This window comes from Mycobacterium pinniadriaticum (genome assembly GCF_026242045.1).
GTDB lineage: Bacteria > Actinomycetota > Actinomycetes > Mycobacteriales > Mycobacteriaceae > Mycobacterium > Mycobacterium pinniadriaticum.
The window spans coordinates 16,577-30,280 of the sequence record NZ_JAPJDO010000045.1 but is presented as its reverse complement, the minus strand read 5'-3'; the positions used below and the strand labels follow the sequence as shown (position 1 = coordinate 30,280).

The 13,704-nt window shown below is 64.4% G+C and carries 13 protein-coding genes and 2 pseudogenes; 7 read left to right on the top strand and 8 right to left on the bottom strand.

Features of this window, described 5'->3' with window-relative positions; all coding sequences use genetic code 11:
• The first annotated feature begins 99 nt into the window (after positions 1-99).
• From ORI27_RS28825 to ORI27_RS28810, 4 genes are read left to right on the top strand one after another with little or no spacing between them, the layout of a single operon-like run.
• Positions 100-2,613 carry a site-specific integrase gene (locus ORI27_RS28825; protein WP_266000543.1) on the top strand — a complete coding sequence of 838 codons (2,514 nt, stop codon included), beginning with the start codon at positions 100-102 and terminating at the stop codon, positions 2,611-2,613.
• Between the two features lie 17 nt (positions 2,614-2,630).
• Positions 2,631-3,101 carry an SRPBCC family protein gene (locus tag ORI27_RS28820; protein ID WP_266000544.1) on the top strand — a complete coding sequence of 157 codons (471 nt, stop codon included), beginning with the start codon at positions 2,631-2,633 and terminating at the stop codon, positions 3,099-3,101.
• Positions 3,102-3,112: 11 nt separating this feature from the next.
• Positions 3,113-3,355: an integrase gene (locus tag ORI27_RS28815; RefSeq protein ID WP_266000545.1), complete on the top strand. Its 243-nt coding sequence runs from the start codon at positions 3,113-3,115 to the stop codon at positions 3,353-3,355.
• Positions 3,345-3,782 (top strand): DUF6262 family protein, encoded by a 438-nt coding sequence (locus tag ORI27_RS28810; RefSeq protein ID WP_266000546.1) that lies wholly within the window; start codon positions 3,345-3,347, stop codon positions 3,780-3,782. The genes ORI27_RS28815 and ORI27_RS28810 overlap by 11 nt, the downstream gene beginning before the upstream one ends.
• Before the next feature lie 96 nt (positions 3,783-3,878).
• On the opposite strand, the pseudogene ORI27_RS28805 reads toward ORI27_RS28810, so the two are convergent.
• Positions 3,879-4,130, bottom strand: a pseudogene (locus ORI27_RS28805) (transposase); the annotation flags it as partial.
• A gap of 166 nt (positions 4,131-4,296) precedes the next feature.
• On the opposite strand from ORI27_RS28805, the gene ORI27_RS28800 reads away from it, so the two are divergent.
• Genes ORI27_RS28800 through ORI27_RS28790 form a run of 3 tightly spaced genes read left to right on the top strand, consistent with a single transcriptional unit; the run spans position 4,297 to position 7,406 of the window.
• Entirely contained in the window at positions 4,297-5,508 is a 1,212-nt protein-coding gene (locus tag ORI27_RS28800) for a site-specific integrase (RefSeq protein ID WP_266000547.1), read from the top strand.
• Positions 5,505-6,428 (top strand): tyrosine-type recombinase/integrase, encoded by a 924-nt coding sequence (locus tag ORI27_RS28795; protein WP_266000548.1) that lies wholly within the window; start codon positions 5,505-5,507, stop codon positions 6,426-6,428. The genes ORI27_RS28800 and ORI27_RS28795 overlap by 4 nt, the downstream gene beginning before the upstream one ends.
• Positions 6,429-6,485: 57 nt before the next feature.
• A complete protein-coding gene (locus ORI27_RS28790; RefSeq protein ID WP_323055690.1) occupies positions 6,486-7,406 on the top strand; it encodes a tyrosine-type recombinase/integrase in 921 nt (306 codons plus the stop codon).
• 81 nt (positions 7,407-7,487) lie between these two features.
• On the opposite strand, the pseudogene ORI27_RS28785 reads toward ORI27_RS28790, so the two are convergent.
• The 7 genes and pseudogenes from ORI27_RS28785 to ORI27_RS28755 all read right to left on the bottom strand — a co-directional run.
• A pseudogene (locus tag ORI27_RS28785) lies at positions 7,488-8,294 on the bottom strand (IS256 family transposase); the annotation flags it as partial.
• A 233-nt stretch (positions 8,295-8,527) separates the two neighbouring features.
• Positions 8,528-8,827 carry a hypothetical protein gene (locus tag ORI27_RS28780; protein WP_266000549.1) on the bottom strand — a complete coding sequence of 100 codons (300 nt, stop codon included), beginning with the start codon at positions 8,825-8,827 and terminating at the stop codon, positions 8,528-8,530.
• Positions 8,828-8,843: 16 nt separating this feature from the next.
• Complete coding sequence (locus ORI27_RS28775) at positions 8,844-10,340, bottom strand: class I adenylate-forming enzyme family protein (RefSeq protein ID WP_266000550.1); 1,497 nt, start codon at positions 10,338-10,340, stop codon at positions 8,844-8,846.
• A gap of 71 nt (positions 10,341-10,411) precedes the next feature.
• On the bottom strand, positions 10,412-11,062 hold the full coding sequence (locus ORI27_RS28770; protein WP_266000551.1) for a CoA transferase subunit B: 651 nt from the start codon (positions 11,060-11,062) through the stop codon (positions 10,412-10,414).
• A complete protein-coding gene (locus tag ORI27_RS28765) occupies positions 11,059-11,823 on the bottom strand; it encodes a CoA transferase subunit A (RefSeq protein ID WP_266000574.1) in 765 nt (254 codons plus the stop codon). The genes ORI27_RS28770 and ORI27_RS28765 overlap by 4 nt, the downstream gene beginning before the upstream one ends.
• Positions 11,824-12,271: 448 nt before the next feature.
• Positions 12,272-12,607, bottom strand: a complete 336-nt coding sequence (locus tag ORI27_RS28760; protein ID WP_266000575.1) for an acyl-CoA-like ligand-binding transcription factor — start codon at positions 12,605-12,607, stop codon at positions 12,272-12,274.
• 132 nt (positions 12,608-12,739) lie between these two features.
• Positions 12,740-13,597, bottom strand: a complete 858-nt coding sequence (locus tag ORI27_RS28755; RefSeq protein ID WP_266000552.1) for an IclR family transcriptional regulator — start codon at positions 13,595-13,597, stop codon at positions 12,740-12,742.
• Positions 13,598-13,704 lie beyond the last annotated feature (107 nt).

Below are 13,704 nucleotides of genomic sequence, written 5' to 3'. Positions count from 1 at the left end.
AACCCGGGGCGATTCAATGCAGCGCGAAGACCCGGTTCCACCGCCGCCGGCGCCGGGCTACGACCCGCAATCGCTGAGCGTGCTGTTCGGGAGGTCGATGTGACCACGATCGCCAAACACGTTGCGCGCAAACCACTTGCCGTGGCCAATGCAACGAAGACCCAGATCAGCGGGCGGAACAAACAGCTGCGCGAACGGTTCCCCGCCCGTCAGCCCGAGCATTGCGGGGCACACGCCGCGGGAACCGCCGAGGACACCATCGTCAGGCTGACCTCCGGATTGTTTACGTCGGATGTCAAGACGACCCAGGCTGGTCGACGACGCGGTGTGACCAAGCTGCTGGACTGGCTGGCGACGTTTCCGGGCGACACCTGGCAACAACGTTGGGAACTCAGCGGCGTCGAGCAGCATCCCGGCAAGACCTGGACCGGGCTCCCACTGACGTGGCTGCAGGAGCGCGGACAGAACGCGTCCTACGACGCCGACGATCTGGCCTCGGGCCTGCTCATGTTGATCTGCGGGGACGTCATCCGTCCCGGTGTGCCGTGGATGCTTACCCGCACACACGCCCATCTCGCCGGCGCGATGGCGCACACCAGAGACCCGCAAGGGTTCGCCCAGCTGCAGCGACTCGCCGAGACCCAACCGGCCAGCTCCGCCGTCGACGCGCGGGTCGCGGCGACCAGGATCGCGACCATCCTCGCGTGCAAGGGCGGACGCGTCGCCGACATCACCGTCGGCGACTGTGTCGAACTGGTCGACACCCTGCGCCAGGTACACGCTCGAGGCGGACAAAAGAAGGTCGACTTCTACCTACGCCTGCGCACGATCGGCATCTTCCCCGACGACGCGCCGCACACGATCCGCGCCTTCGGACAAGCCACCGGGCGGCTCACGATCGAAGAATTGGTGGATCGATACCCGTTGCGTTGCAGACCCATTCGCGACCTGCTCGTCGACTACCTACGGGAACGCCAGCCGTCGCTGGACTTCGCCAGCATCGACGCCATCTCCCGCAGCCTGGCCGGGCTGTTCTGGGCGCGCATCGAAGCCATCGCACCGGGCATCGACACCCTGCAGCTGCCCCAGGACATCATCCGAACCTGGAAGGAAGACCTGGCCACCAAGAAGCGAACGATCACCAACGCCGCCGGCGAGCAGATCGAGGTCGCAACCCCGCGACTCAACGCCAAAGACGAACTACTACGCGTGCGAGCGTTCTACCTCGACATCGCCCAGTGGGCCGTCGACGATCCCGCCCGATGGGCCCAGTGGGCGGCTCCCTGCCCGATCGGCGACGCCGAGATCCGCCGAGCCAAGGAACGCAAACACCGCAAGGCTCGGATGGACCAACGCACCCGCGAACGACTGCCGGTGCTGCCGGTGCTGGTGCGCACCGCCAACCAGCGCCGCCGCACCGCACAACAGTTCTTGCAGGCCGCTGACCAGACCTCGCCTGGCGCGCTGATCCCCGGCGCCGACGCCAAATTGCGAAAAGCGCTCGTCCCCAAGGCCATCGGCCGACACGTCTGGGCGGAAGACACGGCCACGGGCAAACGGCGCAACCTGTCCTACGAGGACGACGAGGCGTTCTGGGCGTTCGCGACGATCGAAGTTCTGCGACTGACCGGCATCCGCTGCGAGGAACTGCTTGAACTCAGCCACCACAGCATCACCGAATACCGCCTGCCCTCCAGCGGCGAAGTTGTCCCGCTGCTGCAGATCGCCCCCTCCAAGACCGACACCGAACGCCTGCTGCTCGTCAGCCCTGAACTCGCCGACGTGCTCAGCGCCATCGTCACCCGCCTACGCGCACCCAACGGTGCGATACCCCTGGTGCCGTCCTACGACATCCGGGAGCGGGTCTGGAACCCGCCGATGCCGCTGCTGTTCCAACGCGCCATCGGCAACGAGCACCGACCCTTCACACCCAGTGCGATCCGCAAACTGCTCATCGACGCACTCGCCGCCAGCGGGCTCACCGACGCCACCGGCGAACCACTGATCTTCTCGCCCCACGACTTCAGAAGGATCTTCGTTACCGACGCCATCATGAGCGGTCTACCACCGCACATCGCCCAAATCATCTGCGGGCACAAAACAATTGATACAACCATGGGATATAAAGCCGTCTACCCCATGGAAGCAATCGAAGCCCATCGAGCGTTCATCGCCCGCCGACGGGCGACCCGACCCAGCGAAGAATACCGGACCCCGACCGAGGACGAGTGGGACGACTTCCTCGCCCACTTCGAGAAGCGCAAGGTGTCGGTCGGGACGTGCGGCCGGGCGTTCGGAACGCCGTGTTTTCACGAGCACGCTTGTGTCCGATGTTCGCTTCTACGGCCGGACCCAGCGCAACGACCACGCCTGGAAGAGATCCGGAGCAACCTCGAGGACCGAATCAGCGAGGCCAAACTTCATGGCTGGCTCGGCGAAGTCGAGGGACTCCAAGTCAGCCTTGCCGGCGTCAACGACAAACTTACCCAGATCGACACAAGCGACCGCGGCGCCGTCGACATCGGAACCCCCTCCCTCCCAACCAAGTCCGGAGCCAATGAATCAGCGATGAGTACGGGCCGCACAACCAGTCTTCATACAAGGGCCCAGTGAGTCATGGAGGTGCTGTCATGCCCACGCAAATACGCCGCATCGAGGTGTCAGGCGTCATCAACGCTCCCGCGGAGCTGGTCTTCGCGTTTCTGGCCAGGCCCGATAACCATGTCGCCCTCGATACGACCGGAATGATCCGTAGCTCGGCCGACCACCGCACACTGACCGAGTTAGGCACGGTGTTCGTGATGAACATGCACAACAGGATGAAAGGCGACCACCAAGTCGAAAACCATGTCATCTGCTACGAGCCAAGGCGTGCTATCGGGTGGGCCCCAGCTGAGCCGGGCGAAGAACCCGCTGGCCATACCTGGACATGGCGAATGACACCCCTTGGACCGGAGCGGACGCTTGTCACGGAAACGTACGACTGGTCAGCATTCCGCCACACAGACATGCTCGATCACCTGCCCGTCGCCGACCGTAGTCAGATGCAAGAATCGCTACAGCGCCTGGCGGAAGAGCTCGGCCACCGCAGCGAGAATTAGACGGCAACCCAATGACAAAGCAGGCAGCCAAGTTCAGAGAAGCCTGCCTGACCTGCCCAATGTTCCTCACCACTGGCGAGTTCCTGCCCCAGCACCGCGAGCAGCGGCAACAGACCCTGCAGCTGATCACCGCCGCCGAAGCCCGCGGACAACAACGACTCACCGAGATGAACCGCCAGGTCCTGCACAACCTGGACACCATCATCACCGCTCTCGACGATTCAGAAGCAGAGAAGGCCAATCATGCAGACTGACAACAGCATCCACCTCATCAAAGCCGCCAGGCAGCGCCACGAACACACCCGCGCCAAGGCGATCGCCGCGATGCACGAACTCGACCGCAGCGGCGCCGTGCTCACCTTCGAATCCGTCGCCCGCCACGCCGGTGTCTCCCGCTCGTGGATCTACACCCAGACCGACCTCAAAGACGAGATCCGCCGACTCCGCGCCCAGTATCGGCCCGAGCTGAGCACACCGGTCCCCACCGGGCAGCGCGCCAGCGACGACTCCCTGCGGCGGCGCCTCGAAATCGCCAACCAACGCAACCGCGAACTTGCCGACGAAAACCAGCGGCTACGCCGCCAGCTCGCCTGCGCTCTCGGCCAGAACCGCGGCAACGGCCGCGACGCCCCGAGTGAGCAGCCGGCGCATCGCAGTTCGGTCACAATCGGGCCGTCCTGACCAGCGGCCAACGTCCACCTCCACGCGCGTCATAGACACCCTCCACGAAACAAACATGCAGTTCACAGCCCCAATGCCTCCAGCGCTCCAGATAACGATCGGGTTGGTCGTGCGCAGATGAATCCAGTGCTCGGCGGGATACTTGTAGAACTCCAAGAGCACATCGGCATCATCGACGATCTTGGCGACCGCTTTGGGGTATTTGGCGCCGTAGTCGACCTCGAATGCTTTGATCGCGACCTGGGCCTTGTCGATGTCCTCGGCGTTGTAGATGTCCTTCATCGCCGCCAGCGCACTGGGATGCGCTGATTTCGGCAGCGCGGCAAGGACATTGGCCTGCTTGTGGAACTTATGCCGACGTCGGCATAAGTTTCATTACGCCGATGTCCGGATTATGCCGATCTGGGTGGTGTCTGCGCTGGTGGTGGGGCCGGGCGGGCGGCTGAAGTCGGCATAATCAGGCGCTCGGACGGGCGACGCTTTTCTTCTCTGTTCGTAACGAGAAGGAGGCGTCATGGGAAGTCCGGATCGGGTCTGCGTGACGGGGCCGCTGGCCGCGTTCAGCAGTGGTTTTGCTGCCGAGTTGGTTCGGCTGGGGTATCGGCCGAATGCGAGCGCTAATCAGCTGCAGTTGATGGCGCATTTGAGCCGGTGGATGATGCAGCACGGCCTTGCCGCCGATGGACTGACGGCGTCGGTACTGGCGGATTTCCTCGCCGCACGACGCGCTGCGGGTTATCGGTTGTGGTTGTCTCCCAAAGCGTTAACGCCGTTACTCGAATACCTGCGCGGGGTGGATGTGACGCCGGTGGAGCCAGAGCCGCAGCCGGGAGGGGCGGTGGAGACGCTGTTGGCCCGCTACCGCGGCTATCTGGTGAGTGAGCGGGGATTGTCGGCTGCCACTGCCGCGTTGTATGCCCATCTGACGAGGCCGCTGCTCGCGAGCCGGATGGCCGGTGGTGAACTGGATGTGGCGTCGCTGACCGCGGCCGATGTCATCGGGTTCGTGCGGGTGTCGTGCCCTGGACGTGCGGTGGGAACGGCGAAGCTGATCGTGACCGCGGTGCGGTCGCTGCTGGGCTTTCTGCACGTGGAGGGCGTGATCGGCTCGTCGTTGGCATCGGCGGTTCCGTCGGTGGCCGGCGGGACAGGTCTCGGCGTGCCGCGGGGCTTGGACCCCGACGCGGTCGCACGGCTGTTGGCTTGCTGCGACCGCAGCAGCCCGATGGGTCGGCGGGATTACGCGATGCTTGTGCTGCTGGCGCGACTGGGGTTGCGTCCGGGTGAGGTCTGCTCCTTGCGGCTTGACGATATCGATTGGCGCGCTGGTGAACTCGTCGTCACGGGCAAAGGGCATCGGATTGAGCGGCTGCCGCTGCCGGTGGACGTGGGCGAAGCGGTGGCCGATTACCTGCGCGACGGCCGTCCGGCGACCGCTGATTGCCGCACAGTGTTCGTGCGGTTCCGTGCCCCGCACCGGTCCTTGTCGGTGTCCGGCGTGACCGACACCGTCCACCGGACAGCCGCGCGAGCCGGGCTGGGCTGCATCAGAGCACGGGTGTTACGGCACACCGCGGCCACGGCGATGGTGCAGGCGGGAGCAGCGCTCCCCGAAGTCGGTCAGGTGTTGCGCCACCGCCGCCTGTTGACCACCAGCGTCTATGCCAAGGTCGACATTGAGGGCCTGCGTGAACTGGCTCGCCCCTGGCCCGGCGGTGCGGCATGAACCCGCTACGACAGGCGTTGGTCGACTATTTGAGCCTGCGCCGATCCCTCGGCTACGCGCTGCAGCGTCCCGAGAAGCTGCTCAACCAGTTCCTCGATTACCTCGAAGAGCGCAACGCGGCGGTAATCACCACCGATCTGGCGTTGGCGTGGGCGCGGCTACCACAAGACGCCAGCGCCCTGTGGTGGGCGCATCGCCTCACCGTCGTGCGGGGGTTCGCCGCTTATCTGCATGTCCTCGACGAGGCGCATGAGGCGCCGGCCACCGATGTGTTGCCGTGGAAATCCCACCGTGCCAACCCGTATCTCTACACCGACGGCGAGATCGCCGCGCTGATCGCCGCTACAGCCACGTTGCGATTTCCGTTGCGGGTGGCGACCTACCAAACCCTGATCGGGCTGTTAGCGGTCACCGGGATGCGGGTCGGCGAGGTGATCGCCCTCGACGTCGACGATTTCGACGCTGAGCGCGGGGTGCTGCTGATTCGGCACGCCAAAGGCGGTGGCGCACGGCAGCTGCCATTGCATCCCAGCACCACAGCAGCCGTACTGACCTACCTGCAGCGCCCCGACCGACGATCAACGGCCCACACGACGGCCCTGCTGATCTCCCCGGCGGGCACCAGGCTGCTCTACTGCAACATCCAGTGGACGTTCCAGAAACTGTTGCGGCAGGCCGGCATCGGACCCCGGTCGTCGTCGTGTCGGCCACGCATCCACGATGTGCGGCACAGCTTTGCCGTGTCCAGCCTCCTAGACGCCTACACCGGCGATCTGGACATCGATCGCCGACTGACCCTGCTGGCAACCTATCTCGGCCACCGCAGCCCCGCAGGCACCTACTGGTATCTGTCGGCCGCGCCCGAACTGCTCGCTGCAGCCCTGCACCGGCTTGACCACAAAGACGAGGATCGGTCATGACCGCGCTGGCTCCAACCTTGCAGGCGTTCTTCACCGACCGGCTCCGCCAACAACGCCATGCCAACTGTCCGCGCCTACCGCGACGCCTGGAGGCTGCTGCTCGGTTTCGCCGCCGCGCGAACCGGTAAGCAACCCTGCTCGCTGGACATCGACGACATCGCCAGCGACCTTATCGCCGCGTTCCTCGATCACCTCGAGCACGGTCGGCACAACAGCGTGCGCACCCGCAACGCCCGGCTCTCGGCGATCCACTCGCTGTTCCACTTCGCTGCGCCGCGCCACCCTGAACACGCCGCCACCATCAGCAGGGTCCTGGCCATGCCGTCCAAACGCTTCGAACGAGCTCTGGTCACCTACCTGACCACCGAGGAGGTCGACGCCCTGCTCGCGGCACCGGATCCGACAACCCGAACCGGACGACGCGATCGGGCGCTCATCCTGCTGATGGTCCAAACCGGCTTGCGCATCTCCGAACTGATCATGCTGCGCGGTAACGACATCCACCTCGGAGGCGGAGCCCACGTCGCCTGCCACGGCAAAGGACGCAAAGACCGGATCACACCGCTGACCAAACCGACCGTCAACGCCTTACGCGACTGGATGGCCGAATCCTCAATCAAGCCAACAGATCCGATCTTCTCGACACGATCCGGGAAACCACTGAGCCGCGACGCCATCGAGCGCAGACTCGCCCATCACCAACACACCGCCGCCCTCGCCTGCCCGTCGATGAACGCCAAACACGTCACCGCCCACGTGTTACGGCACACCGCGGCCATGCGACTGCTCGAAGCCGGCGTCGACACCACCGTCATCGCGCTGTGGCTGGGACACGAACGCGTCGACACTACCGCGATCTATCTGCACGCCCACCTCGACATCAAGGAGAAAGCCCTCGCCCGCACCACCCCACCGCATACCCGGCCCGGTCGCTACCACCCGCCGGACGCGCTACTGGCGTTCCTCGAAGGACTCTGATTATGCCGACTTCAGCAGCCCGCCCGGCCCCACCACCAGCGCAGACACCACCCAGATCGGCATAATCCGGACATCGGCGTAATGGAACCAGCAACGCTGCTCACGGGTCGCCGGGAACACTTCCCGGACCGCTTTCCAGAACCCGAGGGCGCCGTCCCCGACGGCCAACACCGGAGCAGTCATCCCGCGACGACGGCAATCCCGCAACAGGTCAGCCCACGACTCGGTGGACTCCCGATACCCGTCGGTGATCGCGACGAGCTCCTTGCGGCCATCGGCACGCACCCCGAGCATCACCAGCAAGCACAGCTTTTCCTGCTCAAGGCGCACCTTGAGATGAATGCCGTCGACCCACAGATACACGTAGTCGCTGCCGGACAGATCCCGGCCGGCGAACGTCTTGGCCTCGTCCTGCCACTGGCTGGTCAGCCGGGTGATCGTCGTGGCCGAGAGCCCGGCACCGGAGCCCAGGAACTGCTCCAAGGCCGGCCCGAAGTCACTGGTCGACAGGCCGTGCAGATACAGCAGCGGCAGCACCTCGCTCATCTGCGGGGACTTGCGTGCCCACGCCGGCAGGATCTTCGAGGAGAACCGCTGCCGCTCACCGGTATCGGGGTCGAAGCGTTTGTCGTTGACCCGCGGTGCGGTGACCTCGACCGCACCGGCTGCGGTCAGCACGTCGCGGGCCTGGTGATAGCCGTTGCGCACCACCAGCCGGCGACCGTCGTCATCAACCTCGTGGGCGTGAGCGTCGATGTACGCGGCCACCTCGGCGCGCAATGCCGCGGCCAACATCTGCCGTGCGCCGTCGCGGACGATCTCATCGAGCAGCGACCGCCCGTCAACGCTATCGTTGGCCGATTCCGGATCGTGAACTACCGTGAGCATGGGCGTACCTTCCCAACCAGCGCGCCAACGCCGGTCTTGATCGAATACCTGATTCCGTGATGATCATCCTCGGGAAGGTGCGCCCACTTTCAGGCCACCTCGCCGAGCCTCATCCACAGGTATCGATCATTGCTCCCGCTGCCGCGGCTCCCACAATGTATCGCTGAGTCCAGATCCGAAGTCCACTGCATTCCGGGACGCTATCCCCACGCGGTGATCGAACGATGTTTACATCAGTCGCTAGCCGGCAACGGCTGGGCATCCTTGAGTGTTAGTGCGCGCTCGCCGATGCTCAGCGTTCCTGTGCCGGCTTTGGTCACCAAGATCTCGGCCCCGGCATCATCGACGTAGCGCTTGCCCATCACGTTGCCATCAGCGAAGGCGGGGTCAGGGTCGCCGCCGGATCGCGTGTCGCCGAGCACGACCATGGGAATACCGCCGCACCGCAGCTCTTCCAGGCTGTCGGCGGTCTTCACCACGATGACCTGGGTATCGCACACTTGGCTCTGCAGGCGCGTGCCGTTCTTGATCATGTTTGGTCGTTCCTCACTACTCGGCGGTTGCTGGGTTGAATTCCTCGGCCAGCGCGCGCCGCAGGATCTTGCCGGTCGCGTTGGTCGGCAGTTCATCGCGGAACACCACCCGGTCGGGAGTTCGTGATCCGCGCAGGCTGTTGCGGACGTGTTCGCGCAGTTCGTCGGGGTCTGGGGTGACGTTGGGTTCTGGGACCACCACGGCGACGATGATCTGTCCCCACTCTGGGTCCTCGGCGCCGACGACGGCGACCTCGTGCACGTCGGGGTGCTCGATGAGGATGTCCTCCAGTTCGGCTGGAGCGATGTTCTCCCCGCCGCGGATGATGGTGTCGTCTGAACGCCCGGTGATAAACAAGTATCCGGCCTCATCCATGCTGGCGATGTCGTTGGTGGGGAACCAGCCGTGCGCATCGAGCACCGACCCCAGCTCGGCATACTTGCCTGACACCTGTGCTCCGCGCACGAACAACTCGCCGCGGTACCCCGGACCCAGGACCGCGCCGTTGGGGTCGCGGACCTGCAGCTCGATTCCGGGTACCGGCAGGCCGACCGAGCCGAGCCGCCTGGCCGCGGCTGGATCGGTGGCACCGTGGGCTCTGCGGTGGTCATCGGGAGTCAGCACTGCAATGGTCGAGCTGGTCTCCGTGAGTCCGTAGGCGTTGACGAACCCGACGTGCGGCAGGAGATCCAGCGCCTTGCGGACCAGTGGCAGTCCCACTCTGGATCCGCCATATGCTAGGTTGCGCAGCGTCGGCAACTCGGCAGGCTGGCGTTCGAGCACCGATACGATGCGGTCAAGCATCGTCGGCACCACCGTAGCGGTTGTCACCCGCTCGTGACCGACCAAGCGGATCCACTCGTGGGGGTCGAACCTACGCAGGTACACCATTTTCCGCCCGGCGTAGAGGTTGGTCAGCGCCGCGCCGACGCCAGCGATGTGGTATGGCGGTACGCAGATGAGCGCAGCGTCGTCGGCTGCCGCGGAGCCGAACTCGACTGTCCCGGTGACATAACTCGTCAGGTTGTTGTGGGTCAGTTCAACGGCTTTCGGGCGCGAGGTGGTGCCTGAGGTGAACAGCACCACCGCCACGTCGTCGGCCTCGGGGAAGCGCGTGGCGCGTGGCGCGTGGCGCGCGGTGGTCAGGAATGTCTCCGACGTCATCACCCGGTCGGCAGCGCCGGCCACGGCGTCCAGGTACGGGCTGTCGGCAATGACAATGGGCTGGGCCAACCGGCGTATCAACGACTGCAGACCTTCGGCGCTGAGCCGATAGTTCAATGGCGAGAAGGGCAGCGCGGCTCGCGCCGAGGAGAGCATCAGCAGCGGGAGATTGACGCCGCCCGTGCCCACGTAGACCACGTGACGTGCACCCGACGCGGTGATCACTCCCGCGCCCCCATCGGCTAGTTCGCATAGCTCGGTGCAGGTCAGCGCCACGTCGCCGTCGATGACCGCAATGCGTTGCGGATCGCTAGACGTCGCCATCTCCAGTAACAGCGAAATACTCAACTCAACCCTTCAGACTCGAGATAAAGGCCATCAGCGTGGGCGCGACACCCGGAGGTACTCGGAAACGGCGGTTAGGACAGCAGCATGGTGGAGCGCCGCATCAGCGGAGCCTCGGTCTTTTCACACACCTCGTCCTCGCTTACGCCGGGGGCCGTCTCGAGCAAGACGAGTCCTGACCCTGTCACGTCGATGACACCCAGGTCGGTGAAAATCGTATTGACACAAGCCTTTCCGGTCAGCGGAAGGGTGCACACTTGCACGATTTTGGGGGTGCCGTCGCGAGAAACGTGCTCCATCATCACCAGTACGCGGCCGGCACCGTGCACGAGGTCCATCGCACCGCCCATGCCCTTGACCATCTTGCCGGGGATCATCCAATTGGCCAGGTCCCCTGCGGCGCTGACCTGCATCGCCCCCAGTACTGCGATGTCGATGTGACCGCCGCGGATCATGGCGAACGAGTCGGAGGAGTCGAAGAACGAAGCCCCGGCCCGGACGGTGACCGTTTCCTTGCCCGCGTTGATCAGATCGGCGTCCAGTTCGTCTTCGCGCGGGTACGGACCGACACCGAGGACCCCGTTTTCCGAGTGCAGGACCACGGTGAGGTCATCAGGAATGTGGTCGGGCACTAATGTCGGCATGCCGATACCCAGGTTGATGTACTGGCCGTCCCGGAACTCCGCGGCTACCCGCGCGGCCAGTTGGTGGCGATCCAGGCTCATCGGGCTGAGTCCTGTCTCGCGCGGATCGTGGGTCGTTCGATGTGCTTGACCGGCTCTGGCGCGTGGACGACGCGCTGGACCTGGATTCCAGGGGTATGGATGTGCTCGGGGTCGAGCTCTCCGGGCTCGACGAGCTCTTCCACCTCGGCGATGGTGACGCGGCCAGCCCCCGCGCACGCGGGATTGAAGTTGCGAGCAGCGCGCCGGTAGACCAGATTGCCGTGTCGATCACCCCGCCAGGCGTGCACCAACGCGAAATCAGTGGTGATACCGGTTTCCAGAACGTAGAGGCCACCGTTGAACTCACGTTGTTCCTTTGGCGGGCTGGACGTCATCACCTCGCCTTCGGGTCCATAGCGCCACGGCAGGCCGCCGTCGGCCACCAACGTGCCCACACCGGCTGGGGTATAGAACGCCGGGATGCCGGCTGCTCCGGCGCGTAAACGCTCGGCCAGCGTGCCTTGCGGGGAGAGTTCGACCTCGAGGTCACCGCAGAGATACTGGCGGGCAAACTCCGCGTTCTCCCCAACGTAGGAGCCGGTTGTACGCGCGATGCGGCCTGCTCCCAGGAGCAGACCCAGGCCGATCCCGTCGATTCCGCAGTTGTTGCTCACCGTTGACAGCCGCGTCGAACCTTGCGCGTAGAGAGCTTGGATGAGTAGCTCCGGTATCCCGCACAAACCAAAGCCGCCCACCGCAATCGATGCACCGTCTCCGATATCGGAGACTGCTTGTGCAGCGGTTGAAAACACCTTGTCCATGTTTGCCCTCGCCGATCGTTCACTCTGCGCGCCACCGGCCACACTGACAGCCGAGTCCTACCCAGGCCGTCGCCACCCGTCGTGTGTCGATCGACCTATATTATACGACGCATTAGTTTTTCTGGTTCAGCGGCGCTGGCACCCCGTCGCCTGGTCTGCCACCCAGGCTCGACGCCATCAGCACAGCTCAACCCTGGCGGCGCAGCACGACGCACATTGTGAAGGCTCGTTCGACCACAGGCCGTCGATGGCCGTGCGGTCGTGGACTGTGATGCTCCGGAATGTCGTTATCCCAGGGGATTAACGGCAAGGTGCCCCGATTGACAGTTATTAACTGACATCTCAATACTTACCTGTGAACGCCGCGGTAGCCTGCGCCTAGACGTTGATGCGCCTTGCATTCTTTGACGGTGTCGGGCCGGCCCCAACTGATCACGCGATTTCGGAATTATGTGCCGGATTCGATCGGGACCGACAGATGACCATCAGGCTGATCCGTTGTTGACATCGCGGCAAGGACGTCGAGTGCCTGACCAAACAGGTCAATAAGTTCGTCATCGCCTCCTTGCGTCGTCCACCGGACGAACGCTGCGTTGAGGGCGCCCAGGATCGCGACGCCAAGGACGCTCGGCCGGAGGTCGGTCGCGGGGTCGACGCCCAGCCGCCGGGCGATCGCGCCCACAATCGTGTCGGTCAGTCGGACGTCACCGATAATCCGATGCTCCAGAGTGGGGGTCAGCTGGATGATTCGATGCAGTAGTTCAGCCGCCGCTACGCCCAACACCGAAAGGAGCAGCCCAAACCAACCTGGGAACCACCGCACGGGGTGGATACTTTCATCTGGCCACCAGCGGATACTTCAACTTGGCCATTGACACGTGACTGGGGCATCTCTGGTGAGCAAGACTGGGGAGGTTTAGTGAGCATCCTCCGTTAAAGCTCGGAGCCGCAGTGACCAAGGGTCCCGCGTCGCGACTATCTGCGAAACCGCAGTCGCTGTCGCACGAACCGCCGCACCAAGACTGTCTGGCTGGAACTGGCGCGACCGTGTGGCAACCGAAATGGCGGCAATAGCCCGTCCATCGGGATGCCGGATCGGGCTGGCGACGCTACTGATGCCGAGGTGGCATTCCTGATGGTCGGTGGCGATCCCGGTCGTCCGCACGCTCGCGAGCTGCTCGAGCAATAGGTCAGGTGCAGTGGTCGTGTAAGGCGTCCTGGCAGCCAACGGACCAGCGAGGGTCTGCTCCACGAAGGCCTTGCTCGCAAACGCGAGCAAGGCCTTCCCTGACGCCGTGGAGTGCATGGGGCGGCGTCGGCCGAGGGCCGGTTGAACGGTGGCCGAGCGGTGACCAACCGTTCGCTCAACACACAGCACGTCGCGACCGGCGAGGATGTCCAGACTCACCGCTTGGCGAGTCGCCTCGTGGAGATCGAGTATATAAGGAAGAACGAGGTCACGAAGGAGGTTGGGCCGTGGCATCGAACGACCCATCTCAAACATCCGGATCCCGATGGAGAACCTGCCGTTTCGCTCATCGAGAGCTTCCCATGCGCAGAGTTGTTTGGAAAGCCGATACGCAGTTGACTTCGGAACCCCGGTGAGCCGGCATATCTCGGCGAGAGTCAACTCGCGGCTAGCAGCGACCGAGTCAAGGATGGCGAAGCACTTGCCGAGAACAGACTTCGGTATTGCGTCGTTGACGCCGCCGGCATCAGCTGCGAGACGGCCGCCGTGGCCACGGTGGACGATGTCGTCAACGACTGCTGTCACAAGTTGGTACCTCCCGGCTCGCCATCGATCTAGTTTACAAGTGGCACATTATATGTAGCGAGTGTGCCACACAACGCCGGCTGAAGGAACCATCCCCTGGGAAAGGT

Excerpts from the sequence above, each read along its gene's own strand:
- ORI27_RS28770 (WP_266000551.1), bottom strand. The coding sequence starts at position 11,062 with ATGAGCCTGGATCGCCACCAACTGGCCGCGCGGGTAGCCGCGGAGTTC.
- ORI27_RS28780 (WP_266000549.1), bottom strand. The coding sequence starts at position 8,827 with ATGATCAAGAACGGCACGCGCCTGCAGAGCCAAGTGTGCGATACCCAG.
- ORI27_RS28795 (WP_266000548.1), top strand. The coding sequence starts at position 5,505 with ATGAACCCGCTACGACAGGCGTTGGTCGACTATTTGAGCCTGCGCCGA.
- ORI27_RS28820 (WP_266000544.1), top strand. The coding sequence starts at position 2,631 with ATGCCCACGCAAATACGCCGCATCGAGGTGTCAGGCGTCATCAACGCT.
- ORI27_RS28800 (WP_266000547.1), top strand. The coding sequence starts at position 4,297 with ATGGGAAGTCCGGATCGGGTCTGCGTGACGGGGCCGCTGGCCGCGTTC.
- ORI27_RS28810 (WP_266000546.1), top strand. The coding sequence starts at position 3,345 with ATGCAGACTGACAACAGCATCCACCTCATCAAAGCCGCCAGGCAGCGC.
- ORI27_RS28790 (WP_323055690.1), top strand. The coding sequence starts at position 6,486 with ATGCCAACTGTCCGCGCCTACCGCGACGCCTGGAGGCTGCTGCTCGGT.
- ORI27_RS28815 (WP_266000545.1), top strand. The coding sequence starts at position 3,113 with ATGACAAAGCAGGCAGCCAAGTTCAGAGAAGCCTGCCTGACCTGCCCA.
- ORI27_RS28765 (WP_266000574.1), bottom strand. The coding sequence starts at position 11,823 with ATGGACAAGGTGTTTTCAACCGCTGCACAAGCAGTCTCCGATATCGGA.